This window comes from Amycolatopsis ruanii (genome assembly GCF_003385175.1).
Classification (GTDB): Bacteria; Actinomycetota; Actinomycetes; order Mycobacteriales; family Pseudonocardiaceae; genus Amycolatopsis_E; species Amycolatopsis_E thermalba.
In genome coordinates this window covers 1-22,374 of record NZ_PQHY01000097.1, presented here as the reverse complement: position 1 = coordinate 22,374, position 22,374 = coordinate 1, and the positions used below count along the sequence as shown (strand labels likewise).

Annotated in this window: 20 protein-coding genes; 11 read left to right on the top strand and 9 right to left on the bottom strand. The window is 71.5% G+C overall.

The window, feature by feature from the left end:
- Positions 1 to 128: 128 nt before the first annotated feature.
- Positions 129 to 1,865, bottom strand: coding sequence for a serine/threonine-protein kinase (locus tag D0D28_RS31930; protein ID WP_094008922.1), 1,737 nt, complete (start codon positions 1,863 to 1,865; stop codon positions 129 to 131).
- Between the two features lie 127 nt (positions 1,866 to 1,992).
- Here D0D28_RS31930 and D0D28_RS31925 point away from each other — a divergent pair, with 127 nt between their 5' ends.
- The 6 genes from D0D28_RS31925 to D0D28_RS31900 all read left to right on the top strand — a co-directional run bounded on the left by D0D28_RS31925 (position 1,993) and on the right by D0D28_RS31900 (position 9,895).
- Positions 1,993 to 3,873 carry a methylmalonyl-CoA mutase family protein gene (locus tag D0D28_RS31925; protein WP_116114799.1) on the top strand — a complete coding sequence of 627 codons (1,881 nt, stop codon included), beginning with the start codon at positions 1,993 to 1,995 and terminating at the stop codon, positions 3,871 to 3,873.
- The gene (gene scpA / locus D0D28_RS31920) at positions 3,873 to 6,041 is read left to right on the top strand and encodes a methylmalonyl-CoA mutase (RefSeq protein ID WP_116114797.1); all 2,169 of its coding nucleotides are present in this window, start codon (positions 3,873 to 3,875) and stop codon (positions 6,039 to 6,041) included. Before D0D28_RS31925 ends, scpA begins: the two co-directional genes overlap by 1 nt.
- Before the next feature lie 4 nt (positions 6,042 to 6,045).
- Complete coding sequence (gene meaB / locus D0D28_RS31915; protein ID WP_116114795.1) at positions 6,046 to 7,029, top strand: methylmalonyl Co-A mutase-associated GTPase MeaB; 984 nt, start codon at positions 6,046 to 6,048, stop codon at positions 7,027 to 7,029.
- Between the two features lie 45 nt (positions 7,030 to 7,074).
- Complete coding sequence (locus D0D28_RS31910) at positions 7,075 to 7,368, top strand: hypothetical protein (RefSeq protein WP_094008918.1); 294 nt, start codon at positions 7,075 to 7,077, stop codon at positions 7,366 to 7,368.
- A gap of 165 nt (positions 7,369 to 7,533) precedes the next feature.
- Positions 7,534 to 8,829, top strand: a complete 1,296-nt coding sequence (locus D0D28_RS31905; protein ID WP_094008917.1) for a M20 family metallopeptidase — start codon at positions 7,534 to 7,536, stop codon at positions 8,827 to 8,829.
- A 166-nt stretch (positions 8,830 to 8,995) separates the two neighbouring features.
- Positions 8,996 to 9,895 carry a DUF559 domain-containing protein gene (locus D0D28_RS31900; RefSeq protein WP_205413417.1) on the top strand — a complete coding sequence of 300 codons (900 nt, stop codon included), beginning with the start codon at positions 8,996 to 8,998 and terminating at the stop codon, positions 9,893 to 9,895.
- A gap of 113 nt (positions 9,896 to 10,008) precedes the next feature.
- On the opposite strand, the gene D0D28_RS31895 is transcribed toward D0D28_RS31900, so the two are convergent.
- Positions 10,009 to 10,461: a gamma-glutamylcyclotransferase gene (locus D0D28_RS31895; RefSeq protein ID WP_162831255.1), complete on the bottom strand. Its 453-nt coding sequence runs from the start codon at positions 10,459 to 10,461 to the stop codon at positions 10,009 to 10,011.
- 99 nt (positions 10,462 to 10,560) lie between these two features.
- On the opposite strand from D0D28_RS31895, the gene D0D28_RS31890 reads away from it, so the two are divergent.
- The 3 genes from D0D28_RS31890 to D0D28_RS31880 all read left to right on the top strand — a co-directional run bounded on the left by D0D28_RS31890 (position 10,561) and on the right by D0D28_RS31880 (position 13,057).
- Positions 10,561 to 11,964 (top strand): NAD(P)H-quinone dehydrogenase, encoded by a 1,404-nt coding sequence (locus D0D28_RS31890; RefSeq protein ID WP_094008916.1) that lies wholly within the window; start codon positions 10,561 to 10,563, stop codon positions 11,962 to 11,964.
- Positions 11,965 to 12,047: 83 nt separating this feature from the next.
- The gene (locus D0D28_RS31885) at positions 12,048 to 12,533 is read left to right on the top strand and encodes a hypothetical protein (protein WP_116114793.1); all 486 of its coding nucleotides are present in this window, start codon (positions 12,048 to 12,050) and stop codon (positions 12,531 to 12,533) included.
- Positions 12,530 to 13,057, top strand: coding sequence for a class F sortase (locus D0D28_RS31880; RefSeq protein ID WP_116114791.1), 528 nt, complete (start codon positions 12,530 to 12,532; stop codon positions 13,055 to 13,057). The genes D0D28_RS31885 and D0D28_RS31880 overlap by 4 nt, the downstream gene beginning before the upstream one ends.
- 50 nt (positions 13,058 to 13,107) lie before the next feature.
- On the opposite strand, the gene glpK is transcribed toward D0D28_RS31880, so the two are convergent.
- Complete coding sequence (glpK, locus tag D0D28_RS31875; RefSeq protein WP_116114789.1) at positions 13,108 to 14,613, bottom strand: glycerol kinase GlpK; 1,506 nt, start codon at positions 14,611 to 14,613, stop codon at positions 13,108 to 13,110.
- A 13-nt stretch (positions 14,614 to 14,626) separates the two neighbouring features.
- Positions 14,627 to 15,376: an MIP/aquaporin family protein gene (locus D0D28_RS31870; protein WP_116114787.1), complete on the bottom strand. Its 750-nt coding sequence runs from the start codon at positions 15,374 to 15,376 to the stop codon at positions 14,627 to 14,629.
- Positions 15,377 to 15,590: 214 nt separating this feature from the next.
- On the opposite strand from D0D28_RS31870, the gene D0D28_RS31865 reads away from it, so the two are divergent.
- A complete protein-coding gene (locus tag D0D28_RS31865) occupies positions 15,591 to 17,303 on the top strand; it encodes a glycerol-3-phosphate dehydrogenase/oxidase (RefSeq protein WP_116114785.1) in 1,713 nt (570 codons plus the stop codon).
- Between the two features lie 454 nt (positions 17,304 to 17,757).
- Here the strand turns inward: D0D28_RS31865 and D0D28_RS31860 are convergent, their stop codons facing one another.
- From D0D28_RS31860 to D0D28_RS31840, 5 genes are all read right to left on the bottom strand, one after another.
- Entirely contained in the window at positions 17,758 to 18,390 is a 633-nt protein-coding gene (locus D0D28_RS31860) for an AMP-binding protein (protein WP_205413416.1), read from the bottom strand.
- Between the two features lie 108 nt (positions 18,391 to 18,498).
- Positions 18,499 to 18,822 (bottom strand): hypothetical protein, encoded by a 324-nt coding sequence (locus D0D28_RS31855; protein WP_094008910.1) that lies wholly within the window; start codon positions 18,820 to 18,822, stop codon positions 18,499 to 18,501.
- Positions 18,822 to 19,184: a DUF1707 SHOCT-like domain-containing protein gene (locus D0D28_RS31850; protein WP_205413415.1), complete on the bottom strand. Its 363-nt coding sequence runs from the start codon at positions 19,182 to 19,184 to the stop codon at positions 18,822 to 18,824. Before D0D28_RS31850 ends, D0D28_RS31855 begins: the two co-directional genes overlap by 1 nt.
- Entirely contained in the window at positions 19,181 to 19,639 is a 459-nt protein-coding gene (locus D0D28_RS31845) for a DUF1707 SHOCT-like domain-containing protein (protein ID WP_116114783.1), read from the bottom strand. Before D0D28_RS31845 ends, D0D28_RS31850 begins: the two co-directional genes overlap by 4 nt.
- Before the next feature lie 9 nt (positions 19,640 to 19,648).
- A complete protein-coding gene (locus tag D0D28_RS31840) occupies positions 19,649 to 21,451 on the bottom strand; it encodes an acetyl/propionyl/methylcrotonyl-CoA carboxylase subunit alpha (RefSeq protein ID WP_116114780.1) in 1,803 nt (600 codons plus the stop codon).
- Positions 21,452 to 21,630: 179 nt separating this feature from the next.
- Between D0D28_RS31840 and D0D28_RS31835 the strand changes: the two genes are divergently transcribed.
- Complete coding sequence (locus D0D28_RS31835; protein WP_116114778.1) at positions 21,631 to 22,251, top strand: hypothetical protein; 621 nt, start codon at positions 21,631 to 21,633, stop codon at positions 22,249 to 22,251.
- Positions 22,252 to 22,374 lie beyond the last annotated feature (123 nt).

Sequence of the window (22,374 nt, the reverse complement as noted above, 5' to 3'; positions counted from 1 at the left end):
GGCGGGGGAGGTCTGGTTGGGGTAGTCGGTCCTGCTGCGTTGCCAGGCGGGGTTGTGCAGGGCTGCCGCGCGGTCAGTCGAGTGCCGGGCCGCTTGCGTTGCCGGGTGGCGGTTGGGCGCTGTGCGTTCTAACCCGTCACCTGAAAAGTCGGCAGGATCCGGTCGTAGAGCGCCGTCTTCGCGGTGCCTTCCTGCTCCGTCGGTACCGTCACGCTCACCGCCCAGAGGCTCGTTCCCTGCTTGAAGACCTTCGCGTACGTCGTGCGGCTGACCGAACCGGCCGGGGCACGGTCGATCGTCCGGTACATCATCGTCCGGCCGTCCTGCTCGGCCAGCTTCGCCTGGCTGACCATCCGGAACTCCCCGCTCGAGCGGCTCTTCTCCAGCGCCTTGACGTAATCGTCGATGTCGTTGCCGGGGAAGTACTTCGGGAAGTGGTTCACCGCCAGCATCTGCGAACCGTCCGCCGAGACGAACTGCACCAGCGTCGACAGCGGCAGATCGTCCCCCGCCTGGGAACTCGTGAACCGCGTCCAGCCGGACGGCACGTCGACCGTGAACGTGCCGTCCTGGACGCCCTTCACGCTCGACGCCTCGCCCGTCCGGCGCTCGAACACCGTCGGCTGCGGGGCGGACAGCCCGGACGTGTCCTCCCGCGACGGGGGCGCCACCGGCTGCGCACCGATCACCCGCGCCGCCACGAAACCGCCGAACGCGGCGGCCAGGAACAACACGATCGACGCCGCGACCAGCACCACCGTCGCCGCCGTGCTGCGGCCCACCGGGGCGGGGGTGACCAGCGTGCCGACGGCCGGGCGGGGCGCGGCGAGCGTGTCGGCGGGCCGGCCGAACGGCAGCGGCCCGGGATCGGCGGCCAGCTCACCGCTCGCCTCGGGGCGGGACGGCCCGAACGGCAGGGGACCGGGGTCGGCCGCCAGCTCACCGCTCGTCTCCGCCGGGCCGTCGTCCACCGCGGGGCGAGCCGAGATCTCCCGCGTGTCGGTGGCCTCCTCGCGCTGACCGCTCGCCGCCGCGAACATCTCCGGTCCGAACAGGACCCGTGGCGCCTTCTCCAGGATCGGGTACAGCCGCCGCCGCACCTGCGCCAGCGGCAAGCGGTCCCGCGGCTCCTTCGCCATCAACGCGGTGATCAACGGCGCGAGCGGCCCCGGCGACGGCCGCGGCACCTCGCCCTTGACGACCTTCCCGATCGTCTCCAGCGGGTCGCCGTCCGCGTCGTAGGGCGGGTGGCCCTCCACCGCGCAGAACAGCGTCGCGCCCAGCCCCCACAGGTCGGCGGCCGGAGTCACCGCTTTGCCGGAAGCCACCTCCGGGGCGATGTACGCCGGCGAACCCAGCGTCATGCCGGTGCGGGTCATCGACGCGTCGGACACGTTGCGGGCGATGCCGAAGTCGGTGAGCTTGATCCGCCCGTCCTCGGCGACCAGCACGTTCCCCGGCTTCACGTCACGGTGCGTGATACCCGCGTTGTGTGCGGCCCCCAGCGCCGCGGCCACCGCGTCGCCCACCGCGGCGGCCTGCTCGACCGACAGCGGACCGTGGTCGCGGATCAGCTCGGCCAGGCTGTGCGAGGGCAGCAGCTCCATCACGACGAACGGCTCGCCGTCCTGACGTGCGACGTCGTGCAGGGTGATCACGTTCGGGTGAGACAGCACGGCGATGGCCCTGGCCTCACGCAGCGTCCGCTCGCGCAGCTCGTCGGCCTGGCCCGCGGTGACCCCGGGCGGCAGCAGGATCTCCTTCACCGCGACCGGCCGGTGCAGGAATTCGTCGTAGGCCGACCACACCGTGCCCATCGAGCCGGAGCCCAGCACGGAGCGCAACCGGTACCGCCCGGCCACCACCCTGGTCTCCTCGCTCGAACTCGCCACGGCACCATTGTTGCGGATGCGCGCTCGGTGACCGCGGGCGCTGCCAGCCCGCGAGCAGAGTCACAATCGTGCCCCTTGCCCGCCCCCTACCATCAGACGTATGACTCAGGCTGGGACAACGGCGCCCACCCCGGATTCGCCGGACGAGCTGGCCCTCGCCGCCGAGTTCGGGACGCCGCGGCGGGAGGACTGGCAACGCCTCGTCGCGGGGGTGCTGACCAAGAGCGGAGTGCTGCCGGAGTCCTTCGACGGCGCCCCGGAAAGCCTCCTGACCAGCAAGACCTACGACGGCATCGAGATCCAGCCGCTCTACACCGCCGACGACGCGGCGCCGCCGTCCGGCTTCCCGGGCCTGCCCCCGTACGTGCGGGGCGCGGTCGCCGAGGGCACCAACAGCACCGTCGGCACCGGCTGGGACGTGCGTGTGCTGCACGGCGGCGCCGACGCGGCCGAGACCAACAAGGCCATCCTCGCCGACCTGGAGAACGGCGCCACCTCGGTGTGGCTGCGCGTCGGTGGTGACGCACTGCCACTGGACGCCCTCGCCGACGCGCTCAACGAGGTCTACCTCGACCTCGCGCCGATCGTCCTCGACCCCGGCGCCGACTACGAGGCCGCCGCCGAGGCCCTGCTTGGGCTGCTCGCCGAGAAGAACGTCCCGGACAGCGAGGTCGCCGGCACCCTCGGCGCCGACCCGATCGCGCTGCGTGCCCGCACCGGCCGCCCGCACGACATCGCGCCCGCCGCCGCGCTCGCCGCGCGTCTGTCCGCCAAGCACCCGAAGCTGCGCACGCTGGTGGTCAACGCGCTGCCCTACCACGAGGCAGGCGGCTCCGACTCGCAGGAACTCGGCGCCGCCATCGCCGCCGGGGTGGCCTACCTGCGCGCCCTCACCGACGCCGGGCTGAGCGTGGACGCGGCCGCCGACCAGCTGGAGTTCCGCTTCGCCGCGACCGCCGACCAGTTCCTCACCATCGCCAAGCTGCGCGCCGCCCGCCGCCTGTGGGCGCGGGTGTGCGAGGTGTCCGGCGCGACCGGCGGGCGCGGGATGCGCCAGCACGCGGTCACCTCGCCCGCGATGTTCACCCGCCGCGACCCGTGGGTGAACATGCTGCGCACCACCCTCGCCTGCTTCGCCGCCGGAGTCGGTGGGGCGGACGCCGTCACCGTGTTGCCGTTCGACTTCGCGATCGGGCTGCCCGACGCGTTCTCCCGCCGGATCGCCCGCAACACCCAGTCGATCCTGATCGAGGAGTCCAAGCTGTCCGGCGTGATCGACCCGGCGGGCGGCTCCTGGTACGTCGAGAACCTCACCGACGCGCTGGCCAACGCGGCCTGGCGCGAGTTCACCGAGATCGAACGCCAGGGCGGCATCGAGGCGGTGCTGGACTCCGGCGCACTCGCTGCGCGGCTGGACGAGACCTGGCAGGCGCGGCAGAAGCGGCTGGCCACCCGCACGGACCCGATCACCGGCGTCAGCGAGTTCCCGGACCTGCACGAAAAACCGGTCGAACGCACCCCGGCACCGTCCGTTGTGGACGAAGGCGGGCTGCCGCGCGTGCGGTACGCCCAGGCCTACGAGGAGCTGCGGGACCGCTCCGACGCGCACCTCGCCGAAACCGGTGAGCGGCCGAAGGTCTTCCTCGCCACGCTCGGCCCGGTCGCCGCCCACACCGCCCGCGCGACCTTCGCGGCCAACCTCCTCCAGGCCGGCGGCATCGAACCGCTCAACCCGGGCGCGGCCGGGGACGTCGTGGCCGCGTTCCGGGAGAGCGGCGCCAAGGTCGCCTGCCTGTGCGGCACCGACAAGCTCTACGCCGAGCACGCCGCGGAGACCGCGCGGAAGCTCAAGGAGGCCGGCGCGGTTCGCGTGGTGCTGGCCGGGAAACCGGAGTACCCGGACGTCGACTCCTACGTCCACGCCGGCTGCGACGCGCTCGCCGCGTTGACCAGCATCCTCGACACGCTGGGAGTGAAGTGATGGCCATCCCCGACTTCACCGACGTCGAACTCGGCATCCCCGACCCGGGCAGCCAGACCGGCTGGGCTGAAGCGCTGCACTCGAGCACCGGCAAGGGCGCCGACGCGCTGACCTGGGAGACCCCCGAGGGCATCGGCATCAAACCGCTCTACACCGCCGAGGACACCGCGGGCCTGGACTTCCTGCGCACCTACCCGGGCATCGCGCCGTTCCTGCGCGGCCCGTACCCGACGATGTACGTCAACCAGCCGTGGACCATCCGCCAGTACGCCGGGTTCTCCACCGCCGCCGAGTCCAACGCCTTCTACCGGCGCAACCTCGCGGCCGGGCAGAAGGGCCTGTCGGTCGCGTTCGACCTGGCCACCCACCGCGGTTACGACTCCGACCACCCGCGGGTGGCCGGTGACGTCGGCATGGCGGGCGTGGCGATCGACTCGATCTACGACATGCGCCAGCTCTTCGACGGCATCCCGCTGGACAAGATGAGCGTGTCGATGACCATGAACGGCGCGGTGCTGCCCGTCATGGCGCTCTACATCGTGGCGGCCGAGGAGCAGGGCGTTCAGCCGGAACAGCTGGCCGGGACCATCCAGAACGACATCCTCAAGGAGTTCATGGTCCGCAACACCTACATCTACCCGCCGCAGCCGTCGATGCGGATCATCTCCGACATCTTCGCCTACACCTCGCAGCGGATGCCGCGGTTCAACTCGATCTCCATCTCCGGCTACCACATGCAGGAGGCCGGGGCGACCGCCGACCTGGAGCTGGCCTACACGCTCGCCGACGGCGTCGAGTACATCCGCGCCGGGCTGGACGCGGGCCTGGAGGTCGACAAGTTCGCGCCGCGCCTGTCCTTCTTCTGGGCGATCGGCATGAACTTCTTCATGGAGGTCGCCAAGATGCGGGCGGCCCGGCTGCTGTGGGCCAAGCTCGTGAAGCAGTTCGGGCCGAAGTCCGAGAAATCGCTCTCGCTGCGCACGCATTCGCAGACCTCCGGCTGGTCGCTGACCGCGCAGGACGTGTTCAACAACGTCATCCGCACCTGCGTCGAGGCGATGGCCGCCACCCAGGGCCACACCCAGTCGCTGCACACCAACGCCCTCGACGAGGCGCTGGCCCTGCCCACCGACTTCTCCGCGCGCATCGCCCGCAACACCCAGCTGCTGCTGCAGCAGGAGTCCGGCACCACGCGCGTGATCGACCCGTGGGGCGGCAGCGCGTTCGTCGAGAAGCTGACCTACGACCTCGCGCGCAAGGCGTGGGGCCACATCAGCGAGGTCGAGTCGGCGGGCGGCATGGCCCGCGCGATCGACGCCGGCATCCCGAAGCTGCGCATCGAGGAGGCCGCGGCCCGCACCCAGGCGCGGATCGACTCCGGCCGCCAGCCGGTCATCGGCGTGAACAAGTACCAGGTGGTCGACGACCAGCAGATCGACGTGCTCAAGGTGGACAACGCCGGGGTGCGCGCCCAGCAGCTGGAGAAGCTGCGGCGGCTGCGCGAGGAGCGCGACGAGGACGCCACGCAGGACGCGCTGCGGCGGCTCACCGCTGCCGCGGAGGGCGAGGGCAACCTGCTGGAGCTCGCTGTCGACGCGGCCCGCGCCAAGGCGACCGTCGGGGAGATCTCCGACGCGCTGGAGAAGGTGTGGGGGCGCCACTCCGGGCAGATTCGTACGATCTCCGGCGTGTACCGCGACGAGGTCGGGAAATCCGGGAACGTGGAGAAGGCACGCGCGCGGGTCGAAGCGTTCGCCGAGACCGAGGGGCGCCGTCCGCGCATCCTGGTCGCCAAGATGGGCCAGGACGGGCACGACCGCGGGCAGAAGGTGATCGCCACCGCGTTCGCCGACCTCGGCTTCGACGTCGACGTGGGGCCGCTGTTCTCCACTCCGGCCGAGGTCGCGCGCCAGGCGATCGAGGCGGACGTGCACGTCGTCGGCGTGTCCTCGCTGGCCGCCGGCCACCTGTCGCTGGTGCCCGCGCTGCGCGAGGAGCTGGCCCAGCTCGGGCGCGAGGACATCATGATCGTGTGCGGTGGCGTCATCCCGCCGCAGGACTACGACGAGCTGCGCGCCGCCGGGGCGTCGGCGATCTTCGGACCGGGCACGGTCATCGCGGACGCCGCGCTGGACCTGCTCGACCAGCTCGAGCAGCGGGAGTCCTGAGCCCTTGCCGCGCAAGATCGACGTCGGTGCCTACGCCAAGGGCGTGCTCGCGGGCGACCGCGGCACCCTGTCCCGGGCGATCACGCTGGTCGAGTCCCAGCGGCCGGACCACCGGCAGCTCGCCCAGGAGCTGCTGGTCGAGCTGCTGCCGCACGCCGGTGGCGCGCGGCGGGTCGGGATCACCGGCGTGCCCGGGGTCGGCAAGTCGACCTTCATCGACCAGCTCGGCACCGACCTGACCGAGACCGGTCACCGGGTCGCGGTGCTGGCCGTCGACCCCTCGTCGACCCGGACCGGCGGCAGCATCCTCGGCGACAAGACCCGCATGGCGCGGCTGGCCAACGATCCGGCCGCGTTCATCCGGCCGTCCCCGACCTCCGGCACGCTCGGCGGCGTCGCCCGCGCCACCCGCGAGACGATCGTGCTGATGGAGGCCGCCGGGTACGACGTCGTGCTGGTCGAGACCGTCGGCGTCGGGCAGTCCGAGGTGACCGTGGCCAACATGGTCGACTGCTTCCTGTTCCTGACGCTGGCCCGCACCGGCGACCAGCTGCAGGGCATCAAGAAGGGCGTGCTGGAGCTGGCCGACGTGATCGCGGTGAACAAGGCCGACGGCGAGCACGAGCGCGACGCCAAGCGCGCCGCGCGGGAGCTGGCCGGCGCGCTGCGGATGATCTACGGCCCGGACGCCGCCTGGACACCGCCGGTGCTGACCTGCAGCGGGCTCAACGACATCGGCCTGGACACCGTGTGGCAGCAGATCGAACGCCACCGCGAGACCCTCCAGGCGTCCGGCGAGCTGGACCGCAAGCGCAAGCAGCAGCAGGTCGACTGGACGTGGGCGATGGTGCGCGAGCAGCTGCAGGCCCGCCTCGCCGAGCACCCGGGCGTGAAAGCGCTGGTGCCCGGGGTCGAGGAGGACGTCCGCGAGGGCCGGCTCACCGCGACGCTCGCCGCGCAGCGGATCCTGGACGCGTTCTCCCTGTGAGTGTCTTCCTTGTTGATGGGTAACCGAACCGGCACACTGGGCTCCATGGTCAAGGTGCGTGCCGTGCTGGCGGGTCTGATGCTGACGACGATGGTCACCTTCGCCGTGCCCGCGGCGCCCGCGCTCGCCGCCCCGGTGTCCGTGCACGTCACCGCCGCCGACGTGGTGGCGCAGCAGACCACCGATCCGGGGCCGCGGATCAACCCCGACGACAACAGCAAGGCCAACCAGGAGAAGACCAAGAGCAAGATCGTCGTCGGGGTGCTCGCCGCGGTGCTCGCCGGGATCGTCCTCTGGGGACGGAGCGTGCGGCGGAAGAAGCGCAAGGCCTCCAGCTGACCCGTGCGCGGCGTATTCGGTTACGCCGTATTCCGTAGTGCCGCTCGCCGCAGATCCACTACCGGCCGTCGCCCAGAGTGAGATCCGGTTCGAAGATTGCTCCTTGCATGGTGCAGGATTGCGTCAAATGGGTTACGTAGTTCTCGGTGTGTATGGAGGTGCGGCGTGACCGTGCTGGACTCCCGCCCGGAGGTGCCCGGCGATCACGGTGGTCGCCCTACCTCGTTCGAGGCGTCGGACGCGCTGATCACGGCGGACGGCGTCAGCATGGCTCCCGTGACCGATCTCGGTGCGGGCCGGGGCCCCTTCTGGCTGGACGAGTGGCTCGCGCGCGGCGGTACCGACCTGGTCGCCTGGCGCCGTCACATCCACGCCCACCCCGAGCTGGCGCGCCACGAGTTCGCGACCACCGAACTGATCACCGACATCCTGCGCTCGGCCGGGCTGACCCCGGAGATCCTGCCCGGCGGCACCGGCGTGGTGTGCGACGTCGGATCGGGTGACCGCTGCGTCGCCCTGCGGGCCGACATCGACGCGCTGCCGCTCACCGAGGCGACCGGCCTGCCCTACTCGTCGACGGTGGAGGGCGCCGCGCACGCCTGCGGGCACGACGCGCACACCGCGATCCTGCTCGGCGTGGCGAAGGCGCTGGCGTCGGCGCCCGAGCTGCCCGGCCGCGTGCGGCTGATCTTCCAGCCCGCCGAGGAGGTCATGCCCGGCGGCGCGCTCGACGTGATCACCGCCGGCGGCCTCGACGGCGTCGACCGGATCTTCGGCCTGCACTGCGACCCGCGGCTCCAGGTGGGCAAGATCGGCACCCGGGTCGGCGCGCTGACCTCGGCGGCCGACCTCATCGAGCTGCGGCTGACCTCGCCCGGCGGGCACACGTCCCGGCCGCACCTGACCGCGGACCTGGTGCACGCGCTCGGCGTCGCGATCACCTCGCTGCCGTCGCTGCTGTCCCGGCGCGTCGACCCGCGGTCCGGCACCGTGCTGGTGTGGGGCGCGGTGCACGCCGGGCAGGCCGCCAACGCGGTGCCCGAGGAGGGCGTGCTGCGCGGCACGCTGCGGACGGCGGACCACGAGGTGTGGAAGTCGCTGGAGCCGCTCGTCGCGTCGTCGGTGGAGTCGCTGCTCACGCCCTACGGGGTCGGCTTCGAGCTGGACTACCGCCGCGGGGTGCCGCCGGTCGTCGGCGACGTGGACAGCACGTCGCTGCTGCGCGCCGGGATCGAAGCCGCCCTCGGCGACGATGCGGTGACCGGTACGGAACAGTCGTCGGGCGGCGAGGACTTCGCCTGGTACCTGGAGCACGTGCCGGGCGCCTTCTGCCGCCTCGGGGTGTGGTCCGGCGAGGGCGACCAGCGCGACCTGCACCGCCCCACCTTCGAACTGGACGAGCGCGCGCTGCACGTCGGCGTGCGCGTCCTGGTCCACACCGCCCTGGCCGCCCTGGCCTGAGCAGCCCGCGAGTCCCACGCTCCCGTCCGCGAGTCCCACGCTCACGCGCACGAGTTCTGCATTCGTGCGCGTGAGTTCTGCGTTCGAGTTATCCACAGGCGCGGAAGTTATCCACAGATCTTGTGAGTTGCCGCTACTTCGGTACTTTCTGCGACATGGTCGACACATGGCGTCGTTACCGAAGAGCTTGCATGGTGCCTACCACCGTGCCGAACTGAACAAGATCGTCGGGCCGGGCGAGATCCGAAAGGCCGTCGCAGCCGGGCAACTCGTCGCGGTGTCGCGAGGCGTGCTGGTCGATGCCCGGCGCGCGACCGAATTCACGACGAGAGCCGCGGCAGCGGTGCTGATGGCCGGGCCCGAGGCGGTGTTGAGCGGACCGAGTGCGCTCCTCGTGCTCGGCTGTTCGGTGCCGGATCCGGCCCCGGTGCACATCATCGTGCCGTACCACCGCAAAATCCGGCCGCGCCCGGGAGTGAAGGTTCATCAGGGGCGCCTTGACCAGAGCGACGTGCACGAGTTCGACGGGCTCCGGGTGCAAGCGCCGGAACTGGCGCTGGCCGAAGTGATGTGCCGGGCCACGCGTCGGATTGCGCTGGCTACCGCCGACGAGGCGCTGGGGATGCTCGCCGAGGACCTCCGGGACGACTTCCGGACCAGGATCGAGGAGCGGATCCTCGCCCGTCCTGATCCGCGGGGGCGGAGGCAGGGGCTCGCGGTGCTCCAATTGGCGACCGGGATGGCGGAGTCGCCGATGGAGAGCTGGATGCTGCTCGCGCTGGTCGACGGCGGACTGCCGGTGCCCGTGCAGCAGCACTCGATCACCGATCTCGCCGGGCGCGAGCTGTACCGGCTGGACTTCGCGTGGCCTGAGCTGCGTGTGGCCGTCGAGTACGACGGCTACGCGGCGCACGAGAACAGGCGGGACCGGGATGCGGCAAGGGACGAAGACCTGCGACGGCGGGGCTGGACGGTGATCCGGGCTTCCGCGGACGACCTGGCGGCACCGGCACGGGTGATCGAGGCGGTGCGGGCGGCCTTCCGGGTTCGCGGGCTAGCCACGTGACGGTGTGAATGTGGAACTCGCGGACGTGAACGTGGGACTCGCGGACGTGAGTGTGGGACTCGCGGGCGTGAGTGTGGGACTCGCGGGCGTGAGTGTGGGACTCGCGGAGGGGGTCAGGAGGTGATTCCGCGGCAGGGGCGGGTGCGCAGGTCGTCCACGTAGTCCGTGGGCGCGCCGGCCGGCCCGTCGGCGTCGGCCAGCACGCCGAGGTACCGGGCCGACGGCAGGCCGCCCTCGTAGGCGTCCAGCACGTACAACCAGGCCAGCGCGGAGCCGTCCATCGTCTGCACGCGGAGCCGGATCTTGTTGTGCATGCCCAGCTCACCGCCTTCCCAGCTGTCCAGCCGGGCCTCGTCCAGCGGTGTCACGTCGTACAGCACCACGAAGACCCGGGAGCCCGGGTCTTCGACGATGGTCGCCAGCGCGCCTTCCCAGCCGAGGTCCTCGCCCCCGAAGGTCAGCCGCCAGCCCTCCAGCCAGCCGGTGCCGGCCATGGGCGAATGCGGCGCCCGCTCCATCATCTGATTCGGATCCATGTTGGACCCGTAGGCGGCATACAACGGCACGCGCACAGCCTAGCCGCCCGTCGCTCACCCGACCGGACGTACTCCGGGTGTCGCGGCCTAAGGTTGTGGATGACGTGCGCGTGAGGAGGAGGAGACGACGTGACCAGGATCGTGATCATGGGCGGCGGACCGGCGGGCTACGAGGCGGCGCTGGTGGCGGCACAGCACGGCGCCGACGTCACGATCGTCGAGAAGGACGGGCTCGGCGGCGCGTGCGTGCTCTACGACTGCGTCCCGTCGAAGACGTTCATCGCCTCCTCGGGGGCCCTCGCGAACATGCACGGCCTCGGTGAGCTGGGGATCATCACCGACATGGCCGACACCAGCGTCGACCTGCGCACGGTGCACGGCCGGGTGAAGGGCCTCGCGCTGGCCCAGTCCGCCGACATCCGCGCCCGCGTGCAGCGCGAAGGTGTGAAAGTCCTCACCGGCGAGGGCCGGTTCGACGACGACGAGCCCGGCCTGGCCACGCACAAGGTCCGCGTCACGAAGGCCACCGGCGACGTCGACGTGCTCGACGCCGACGTCGTCCTGATCGCCACCGGCGCCACCCCGCGCGTGCTGCCCGGTGCGGTGCCCGACGGCGAGCGCATCCTCGACTGGCGCCAGCTCTACGACCTGCCCGAGCTGCCCGAGCACCTGGTCGTGGTCGGGTCCGGCGTCACCGGCGCCGAGTTCGCCTCCGCTTACACCGAGATGGGCGTCAAGGTCACCCTGGTGTCCAGCCGCGACCGTGTCCTGCCGCACGAGGACGCCGACGCCGCCGCCGTGCTGGAGGAGGTGTTCGCCCAGCGCGGCAACACCGTCGTCAAGCACGCGCGCGCCGAGCGGGTCGAGCGCACCGAGAAGGGCGTCGAGGTCCACCTGCAGGACGGTCGGGTCATCGAGGGCACCCACGCGCTGATGACCGTCGGCTCGGTGCCCAACACCAAGGACATCGGGCTGGAGAAGGTCGGCATCGAGCCGGGTCCCGGTGGGTTCATCACGGTGGACCGCGTGTCCCGCACGAGCGTTCCCGGCATCTACGCGGCGGGCGACTGCACCGGGGTGCTGATGCTCGCGTCGGTGGCCAGCATGCAGGGCCGGATCGCGATGTGGCACGCGCTCGGCGAGGGCGTCGCGCCGATCAAGCTGAAGACGGTCGCCGCGAACGTGTTCACCCACCCGGAGATCGCGACCGTCGGCATCAGCCAGAGCGCGATCGACTCCGGCGCGGTCCCGGCCCGCACGATCATGCTGCCGCTGGCGACCAACGCGCGGGCCAAGATGGAGGGTCTGCGCCGCGGTTTCGTGAAGCTGTTCTGCCGCCCGGCGACCGGGGTGATCGTCGGCGGCGTGGTCGTGGCGCCGACGGCGAGCGAGCTGATCCTGCCGATCGCGCTGGCGGTGCAGAACCAGCTGACGGTCGACCACCTGGCGCTCACGTTCGCGGTGTACCCGTCGCTGTCCGGCTCCATCACCGAGGCCGCGCGGCAGCTGATGCGGCACGACGACCTGGACTGACGTCACGGTTGGGTGTCGGGAGCCAACCCCGGCACCGGGCGGCGCGCCTACAAGGCCATCAGCTCTACCGCCGTGAGGCCACCATGAGAACAACCGCCATCGCCGCCGCCCTGCTCGCGACCCTGGTCGCCGCCACGCCGGCGTTCGCGCAGACCACCACCACCGAACCCACCTCGCCGGAACCGCTGCCGGTGTGGCTGAAGCTGTCCGCCTACAGCGGGCACCCCGGCGAGAAGGTCTCGGTCGCCGCCGCGTGCGACGACCAGGCCAGTCCACTCACCACTCGCGCCTTGCGGGTGACCCAGCCGCTCGAGGCGAACCCGGAGGGTCACCAGCCGTGGGCGTTGTTCGCCGAAACGGTGATCCGGGATGTGCCGGAAGGCTCCTATCCGGTGTCGTTCCACTGCGGTGGGGATCCGGTGACCGTGTACTTCACCGTGCTCGACCGGGATTCCTCGCCGGCGCCGGGCTCAGGGCAGACGAAGAAGGCGCCGGCGTCGAGCCAGGGCCAGACGCGGGTCGTGCCGCAGGGCGCGCCGCAGACCGGTGACGGGTCGCTGGCACCGTGATCCGCGCGGCGCTCGCCGTGGCGCTGGGCCTGCTCCTGCTGAGCGGTTGTGCCGCCGCGCCGGAGCAGGCGCCCACGGCTTCCGTGCCCGCTGCCGTGGAAATCCCGGCGATCGGGGCCCGGTCGAGCCTGATTCCGTTGGGGCTCAACGAGGACGGGACCGTGGAGGTGCCGCCGGTGACGTCGCCGCGGCAGGCCGGCTGGTACTCGCTCGGCCCGGCGCCGGGGGAGCGCGGGCCGGCCGTGATCCTCGGGCACGTCGACGGCAACCGGCCGCAGGGGATCTTCTCCCGCTTGCACGAACTCGCGCCCGGCGACCGGATTTCGGTGTCCCGTGTGGACGGTTCCCGATCCGGGTTCGCGGTGACCCGGGTGGAACGGGTGCCGAAGACGGACTTCCCGACCGCCGCGGTGTACGGCGACACGGCCGGGCCGGAGCTGCGGCTCATCACGTGCGGCGGGGTTTTCGACCGCGCGGCGCGCAGTTACCGCGACAACGTCATCGTGTTCGCCGTTCTCGCCTGAGCCCGCTCTCCCCGCACCGGAACCCGGCACGGGGAAAGCGCGCCCACACGTCACTCCACCCAGTCGAAGGTCTTCGTCACCGCCTTCTTCCAGTTGCGGTACTGCGCCTCGCGGTGCTGGGCGTCCATCGACGGGGTCCATTCCTTGTCCTGGGCCCAGTTGTTGCGGATGTCGTCCTCACTGGCCCAGAAACCCACGGCCAGGCCGGCCGCGTACGCCGCGCCGAGTGCCGTCGTCTCGGCGACCACCGGGCGGATCACCGGGACGTCCAGGATGTCCGCCTGGAACTGCATCAGCAGCTCGTTCACGACCATCCCGCCGTCGACCTTCAGCGACTTCAGCGGCACACCCGAATCGGCGTTCATCGCCTCGATCACCTCGCGCGTCTGGAACGCCGTCGCCTCCAGCACCGCCCGCGCGATGTGCCCCTTGTTCACGTACCGCGTCAACCCGGCGATCACGCCCCGCGCGTCCGACCGCCAGTACGGAGCGAACAGACCCGAAAACGCCGGCACGAAGTACGCCCCGCCGTTGTCCTCGACCGTGCGGGCCAGCTGCTCGATCTCCGCGGCGTTGCTGATGATCCCGAGGTTGTCGCGCAGCCACTGCACCAGCGAACCGGTCACCGCGATGGAACCCTCCAGCGCGTAGACCGTCTCGTTCGACCCGATCTTGTAACAGACCGTCGTGAGGAGGCCGTTCTCCGACATCACCTTTTCCGTGCCGGTGTTCAGCAGCACGAAATTGCCGGTGCCGTAGGTGTTCTTCGCCTCGCCGGGGGACAGGCACGCCTGCCCGAACGTCGCCGCCTGCTGGTCGCCGAGGATCCCGGCGATCGGCACGCCGGACAGCACCCCGCGCGGCCGTACCTTGCCGTACTCCTCGGACGACGAGCGGATCTCCGGCAGCATCGACATCGGGATGCCCATGTCAGCCGCGATCTCGGCGTCCCAGCTGAGCGTGTCCAGGTCCATCAGCAGGGTGCGCGACGCGTTCGTCGGGTCGGTGATGTGCACCCCGCCGTCCGGGCCGCCGGTCATGTTCCACACGGTCCAGGTGTCCATGTTGCCGAACACCAGATCGCCGGCCTCGGCGCGTTCCCGCGCACCCTCCACGTTGTCCAGGATCCACTTGACCTTCGGCCCCGAGAAGTACGTGGCCAGCGGCAGGCCCGTCTTCGGGCGGTACCGCTCCTGCCCGCCGCCGAGCTCGCCCAGCTGGTCGACGATCCGGTCGGTGCGGGTGTCCTGCCAGACGATGGCGTTGTAGACCGGCTTGCCCGTCTTCCGGTCCCACACCAGCGCGGTCTCGCGCTGGTTCGTGATGCCGACCGCGGCGATGTCCCCGGCCTGCAGGTCGGCCTTGGCGAGCGCGCCCGCGGTCACCGCGCGCGTGTTCTCCCAGATCTCCTCGGCGTTGTGCTCGACCCACCCGGCCTGCGGGAAGATCTGCTCGTGCTCCCGCTGGTCGACCGCGACCACGCGGCCGGAATGGTCGAAGATCATCGCCCGGGTGGACGTCGTGCCCTGGTCGATGGCGGCCACATAAGACGTCATGCTGATCTCCCAATCAGGTCAGGTTGTGCACGGCCAGGTACAGCAACGCGGCGAGGGCGCCGCCCGCGAGCGGTCCCACCACGGGAACCCACGAATAACCCCAGTCGCCGTCCCGCTTGCCGCGGATCGGCAGGAGGAGCGCATACGCGATGCGCGGACCGAGGTCGCGCGCCGGGTTGATCGCGTACCCCGTCGGCCCGCCGAGGGAAATACCGATCACCAGCACCACGAACGACACCCCGGCGTACCCCAGAGCCGAGTTGCCGAACTCCGGCACGCCGGCCTCGCCCGCCGTCGCCGTCGGGCTGAGCAGGATCCACGCGACGAGCACGAACGTGCCGATGATCTCGGTGACCAGGTTCCAGCCGTAGCTGCGGATCTGCGGGCCGGTGGAGAAGACCCCGAGCGTGTTCTCCGGCTCGGGGTGGTCGTCGAACTGCAGTTTGTAGGTCGCCCAGCAGAGCACGGCGCCGATGATCGCGCCGACCATCTGGCCTGCCACGTAGATCGGCACGTCCTCCCACGGGGTCTTGCCCGCGATGGCCAGGCCCAGCGTCACCGCCGGGTTCAGGTGCGCACCACTCGGCGCGGCGATGCTGGCGCCGGTGAACACACCGAAGGCCCAGCCGAAAGTGACGAACAGGAAGCCCGCGTTGTTGCCGAGGTTCTTGCGGAGCACCACGTTCGCGACCACGCCGGTACCCAGCAGAATCAGGGTTCCGGTACCGAGCAGCTCCCAGATGAATATTCCCAGTGCACTCATCCTGCCCCTTCCCAACGTCCCCAAGGGTCGGACACAGTGCACACCGGCCACATCGCCGACCCACGACGACTGAACCTAACCCTGGGTGACCACCAGTCCAACCCCCACCGCGGGAATTCCTGGATGTCGGGACACCTGTCCTAAAGCCGCGCGGGTGCCGGATCCCGTGCCATGCTGGTGTGGTGAGCCCGTGTCCGCGAGGGAAGGAACCGGAGTGACTGAGGCGAAGCTGGGGCCGGAGGCGAGGGAGGAGACCTGGCGGCGGCTCGGTGAGGAGACGTTCGACCTCGTGGTGATCGGCGGCGGGGTGGTCGGCGCGGGCACCGCGCTCGACGCGGCCACCCGTGGCCTCCGGGTCGCTCTGGTCGAGGCGCGTGACCTGGCGTCCGGCACGTCGAGCCGGTCCAGCAAGCTCTTCCACGGCGGCCTGCGGTACCTCGAACAGCTGGAGTTCGGTCTCGTCCGGGAGGCCCTGCGCGAGCGCGAGCTGATGCTCACCCGCATCGCGCCCCACCTGGTGAAGCCGGTCAGCTTCCTGTACCCGCTGCAGCACCGCCTCTGGGAGCGGCCGTACACCGCGGCCGGGCTGTTCCTGTACGACACGATGGGCGGCGCGCGGTCGGTGCCGGGGCAGAAGCACCTCACCCGGGCGGGCGCGCTGCGACTGGTCCCCGCGCTCAAACGCGATGCCCTGATCGGGGGAATCCGGTACTACGACTCGCAGGCCGACGACGCCCGCCACACGATGACCGTCGCCCGCACGGCGGCGCACTACGGCGCGGTGGTGCGGACCAGCACCCAGGTCGTCGGGTTCCTGCGCGAGGCCGACCGCGTGTCCGGCGTGCGCGTGCGCGACGTCGAGGACGGGCGCGAGACCGAGGTGCACGCCAACGCGGTCATCAACTGCACCGGCGTGTGGACCGACGAGCTGCAGCGCCTGTCCGGCAGCCGCGGCCGGTTCCGGGTGCGGTCCAGCAAGGGCGTGCACATCGTGGTGCCGCGCGACCGGATCGTGTCGGAGTCCGGGCTGATCCTGCGCACCGAGAAGTCCGTGCTGTTCGTGATCCCCTGGCGCAACCACTGGATCGTCGGCACCACCGACACCGACTGGAACCTCGACCTCGCCCACCCCGCGGCCACGAAGAACGACATCGACTACATCCTCGAGCACGTCAACTCGGTGCTCGCGACCCCGCTGACGCACGACGACATCGAAGGCGTCTACGCCGGGCTGCGCCCGCTGCTGGCCGGCGAGAGCGAGGAGACGTCGAAGCTGTCACGCGAGCACGCGGTGGCGCGCGGCGCGCCGGGGCTGGTCGCGATCGCGGGCGGCAAGTACACGACTTACCGCGTGATGGCCGCCGACGCGGTCGACGCCGCCGCGCCCGACCTGCCCGGGCGCCTGCAGCCGTCCATCACCGACAAGGTGCCGCTGCTCGGCGCCGACGGCTACCACGCGCTGGTCAACCAGGCCGACCACCTCGCCGCGCAGCACGGCCTGCACCCGTACCGGGTCCGGCACCTGCTCGACCGGTACGGCTCGCTCGTGCACGAGGTCCTCGCGCTCGGCGAGGGCAAGCCGGAGCTGCTGCGCCCCATCGAGCACGCGCCGGACTACCTCGGGGTCGAGGCCGTGTACGCGGCGAGCCACGAGGGCGCGCTGCACCTGGAGGACGTCCTCGCGCGGCGCACCCGCATCTCCATCGAGTACCCGCACCGCGGGGTGGACTGCGCCGAGGCTGTGGCGCGGATGGTGGCGGACGTCCTGGGCTGGTCCGAGGAGACGGTCCGCCACGAGGTCGAGGTGTACACCGCGCGGGTGGCGGCGGAGCGGGACTCGCAGACGCAGCCGAGCGACGAGGCAGCCGACGAGCGGCGATCGAGCGCGCCGGAGGCCCGGGCGCGGCTGGCGGCGCCGGTGGGGTGAGCCGCCGGGCAGGCTGCCGGGCCGGGGCTGCTGCTGGGCGAGTGGTGGTCGAGCGTGCCGGAGGCTCGGGCGCGGCTGGCGGCGCCGGTGGGGTGAGCCGCCGGGCAGGCTGGCGGGCCGGGGCTGCTGCTGGGCGAGTGGTGGTCGAGCGTGCCGGAGGCTTGGGCGCGGCTGGCGGCGCCGGTGGGGTGAGCCGCCGGGCAGGCTGGCGGGCCGGGGCTGCTGCTGGGCGAGTGGTGGTCGAGCGTGCCGGAGGCTTGGGCGCGGCTGGCGGCGCCGGTGGGGTGAGCCGCCGGGCAGGCTGGCGGGCCGGGGCTGCTGCTGGGCGAGTGGTGGTCGAGCGTGCCGGAGGCTTGGGCGCGGCTGGCGGCGCCGGTGGGGTGAGTCGTCGGGTGGGCTGGCGGGCCGGGGCTGCTGCTGAAGGCCGCCCCGGCGGCGTGATCGTCCTGGCGGGTCAGGCCTCGCCGGCCAGGTTGGCTGCCGCGAAGCTTCCGGTGCCCGTCGCGCGTTCGTGGAGTACCACCGTGTCCCCGGCGAGCAGCGCCTTGCACGTCAGGCGGTTGCCGATCGGGTGCGACAGGGGCGCTATCAACAGCACCTGCTGCGGCCCGGCGGGGTTCGGCCGCGTCGTGCGGGCCATCTCCTCGTACACGTCCCGGTAGCAGACCAGGTTCGTGCCGTCACCGGAAAACATGGTCTCGATCGAGCGCGGCAGTGCGGCGTCCTCGTCCCGGCGGGCGGCGCGCGCGACGCGCGACGTCACCAGCGGGCCCTCCGTGGTCAGCACGTGGTCGACCTCGAGCAGCTCCAGCAAATCGGTGCGCTCTTCGTCCACATGCACCACCCGAGCGCCGAGTAACTGGGAAGCGAACTGCAGGAGAATTGTTTCCGGCGTGTTTCCACCGGTAATTGCGACCAGCTGCCCGGGGACAATCCCCTCGGATTTCAGTGTCGCATGCAGCCGCCGTAATGTGTCGAAGGTCTCCCGATACGTCATCGACCGGCCACGATGGGCGAATGCGATCTGGTCGCCGCCACCTAACAGCACGTCGAGGATGCGGGTCAGAAAGACGCTGGACTCGCCCACGTTCCCCCCGTTCAGCGCTGAATCGGAATCTGAAACCAGATCACCACAACACCCCGCGGCGCGCGAGGAATTGTGTCAGCCAGCACAAGAGGACTGGGCCACATCGCCCTACGGACGGCGGGCGGCCAGCCCCAGCGCCCGCGCCGCGAACCGGGCCACCGCGTCCACGGCCGCCCGCTCGGCGAACCCGTCCGCGGGAGAGGTCCAGACCTCGATCGTGCCGTCGGTGCCCAGCACGACCTCACCCAGCAACACGCCGGTCGCCGGCTCCGCGATCACCCACGAATAGCTCTCGTTCCGCGCCCACTCGCGGGCCCGCCGCGCCGCGTACCGGCTCGGCGCGGTCACCCCGGCCGCCGCCAGCGCCGGCAGGTCGCCGGCCCGCAGCTGCCGCAGGCGGTACCGGCCCGCGTTGATCTCCACCGGATCCATCAGCGCCGCCGCCAGGTCATGGCCACCGCGACCGCGACCGGGACCAGGAAGACCAGCCACATCCCACGGGTCAGCACGAACACCGCCACCGCCGCGATCAGGAGCAGCGGCAGGAGCCCGAGACCGGCCTTCCGCACCGGCGTCCGGGACGGCACCGGCCGGTCGAGCACCCGCGGCCGGGGCTCGGGCAGGTCGGCGAACAGCGGCGCCAGATCGGACCGGGTCCGCGCGGCCGCGACCTTCGCCGAGCGCAGCCCGAACTCGTCGATGTCCAGCCGCCCGGTGCGGACGTGCTCGGACAGGGCGTCCATGGCCTCCGTGCGCTCGGCGTCGGACAGCCGCAGCTCCGGCTGGTCGCTCACCGCCGCCGGTCCCGCCGGCCGTGGTTGCCGTGCCGGTGCTTCTCCCAGTCCGAACCCCAGAAGTTGCTGGCGGCCGCGGTGAACACGAACGGCATGGCGATCCACCACCAGGTCGACGTGGCGAAGGCCAGCACGATCGCCGCCACCCACAGGAACGGCACCGCGGCGGCCGCCACGCGCTGCGGCAACGGTCGGTCCGACCACTGCCGCGGCGTCCGGTCCGGCTTCTTCTCGACCGCCCCCGCCGGCTTCTCGAACACCGGATGCGGCTCCGGCAGGTCGGCGAACAGCTCGGCGAGGTCCCGCCGCGTGCGCGCGGCGGTGACCTTCGCCGAACGGTCGCCGTACTCGTCGAGGTCCAGGCGCCCGGCGCTCAGGTGCTCACCGAGAGCCTTCAGCGCGGACTCCCGGTCGTTGTCGCCGATGCGCAGATCGGGCGAGGGAACCTCGGTCACCCCGTCAGGTTAGTCCTTGATTTCGAGCAGGGAAGCGCCTTGCGTGACCGCGGCGCCGACCTCGACGGAAAGTCCGGTCACGGTGCCCGACTTGTGTGCGGTGACCGGGTTCTCCATCTTCATCGCCTCGAGCACGACGAGCAGATCGCCCGCCTCGACCTGCTGGCCGTCCTCGACCGCGATCTTGACGATCGTGCCCTGCATCGGCGCGGCCACGGTGTCCCCGCTGGCCGTGGTCTTCGTGCCGCCGCCCCGCTTGCGCGGCTTGGCCTTCGCGCCGCCGCCGTTGCCCTTGCCGCCGCCGCCGGCGAGCGCGAGGTCGCCGGGCAGCGAGACCTCCAGGCGACGGCCGCCGACCTCGACGACCACCGTCTGACGCGGCTCGGCCTCGTCCTCGGCCTCGGCGGCCGCGGTGAACGGCTCGATCTGGTTGTCGAACTCGGTCTCGATCCAGCGGGTGTGCACGGAGAAGCCGTCTTCGTCGCCGACGAACGCCGGGTCGCGCACGATGACGCGGTGGAACGGCAGGACCGTCGCCATGCCCTCGACGATCATCTCGTCCAGCGCGCGGCGGCTGCGCTCCAGCGCGTTCTGCCGGTCGGTGCCGGTGACGATCACCTTCGCCAGCATCGAGTCGAACTGCCCGCCGATGACACTGCCGTCGACCACGCCGGAGTCGACGCGCACGCCCGGGCCCTCGGGGAAGACCACCTTGGTGACGGTGCCCGGCGCGGGCAGGAAGTTGCGCCCGGCGTCCTCACCGTTGATGCGGAACTCGATGGAGTGGCCGCGCGGCGTCGGGTCCTCGGTGAACCGCAGCTTCTCGCCCTGGGCGATGCGGAACATCTCGCGCACCAGGTCCACGCCCGCGGTCTCCTCCGTCACCGGGTGCTCGACCTGCAGGCGGGTGTTGACCTCCAGGAACGAGATCGTCCCGTCCAGGCCCACCAGGTACTCGACCGTGCCGGCGCCGGAGTAGCCGGCCTCCTTGCAGATCGCCTTGGCCGACTCGTGGATCGTGCGGCGCTGCTCGTCGGTCAGGAACGGCGCGGGCGCCTCCTCGACCAGCTTCTGGTGGCGGCGCTGCAGCGAGCAGTCGCGGGTGCCGACGACCACGACGTTGCCGTGCAGGTCGGCCAGGACCTGGGCCTCGACGTGACGCGGCTTGTCCAGGTAGCGCTCGACGAAGCACTCACCCCGGCCGAACGGGATGACCGCCTCGCGGGTGGCCGACTCGAACAGCTCCGGGATCTCCTCCTTGGTGCGGGCGACCTTCAGGCCGCGGCCGCCACCACCGAACGCCGCCTTGATCGCGACGGGCAGGCCGTGCTCGTCGGCGAAGGCGATGATCTCCTCGGCGTTCGACACGGGGTCCTTGGTGCCCGGGACCAGGGGAGCACCGGCCTTGAGCGCGATGTGCCGCGCGGTGACCTTGTCACCGAGGTCGCGGATCGCCTGCGGGCTCGGCCCGATCCAGGTCAGGCCCGCGTCGATGACCGCCTGCGCGAAATCGGCGTTCTCGGAGAGGAAGCCGTAGCCGGGGTGGACGGAGTCGGCGCCGGACCGCTTGGCGACGTCGATCAGCTTGTCGATGACCAGGTAGCTCTCCGCCGCCGTGGTGCCGCCGAGGGCGAACGCCTCGTCGGCGAGCTGGACGTGCGGCGCGTCCCGGTCGGGCTCGGCGTACACCGCGACACTCGCGAGCCCGGCGTCCTTGGCCGCTCTGATGACGCGGACCGCGATTTCACCCCGGTTGGCGACGAGGATCTTCGTCACCGGTCCGCCCTGGGTCGCGCTGGCCTGCTCGGGCACGCCCTTACCTCCATCTGGTCCTTCACGCAATCCCCCCGGAGCGTCGCGCGGCGCTTCCGCGGGCCTTTCCCGGAGTTTACGGCGGCGTAGTCGTGCTGCGGTGAGACCCGGCTCACGCTTACCCTGAAGGGGAAAGGGGTGGGCACGTGGGCAGGGGACGCGCGCCTCGGTCGGTGGTTGTGACCGCGGTGGTGGCCGCCGTCGTCGCGTTGTCCGCCCTGGTCACCGTGCGGTTGCTGCGCGAGGACGGGACGAGCGCGCAGGCGCCGGCCGGCGCCGGGAGCAACGCGGTGACCGCGGGCGCGGATTGCGGTGAGGGGCCGTGCCAGGTGGTGGCGCGGGCGAGTGTCGATGGCAAGCCGGTCGAGCTGCTCGCCGACGCCCAGGGCGGGAACGGGCGGTTCCAGGCCGGCGCCAACGTGCTCGAGCTGACGGTGACCGAGCTGGGCGGACGGCTCGACGCGAACTCGCTGTCCTGCGTGAGCGGCGCGGTGTCGGCGTGCCTGGTGCACGCGCGGCAGGAGGGCGCCGCGATCGCCCAGCTGCTCGTCGGCCGCGCCGGCACGTGGCGCTCGGTCGACAAGCCCTACTACTCCAGCGGCGGGGTCGTGCGGCTGGACGACGTCACCGGGGACACCGCGCCGGAGGTCGTGGTCGTGCAGAGCTCGCCGGTGCTGGCGCGGGTGTTCGCCCTGGACGGCAGCGCGCTGGGCTGCACGCGGCGCTACACCTCGGTCAGCCAGCTGCGTGGCTGGCCCGAGGTGCAGCTCAACTCCAGCGACCTGCGCGCCTGCTCCTAGTGTCCTGAGTCGTTAATTCGAGTTCAGCTGTAGGGTGCGGCATGCCGAATCCGAAGCTGCCTGAGTTGGCCTTGTCCGTTGATGAGGCACAGACGTTGCGGAACTGGGTGCAGCGGCGGAAGA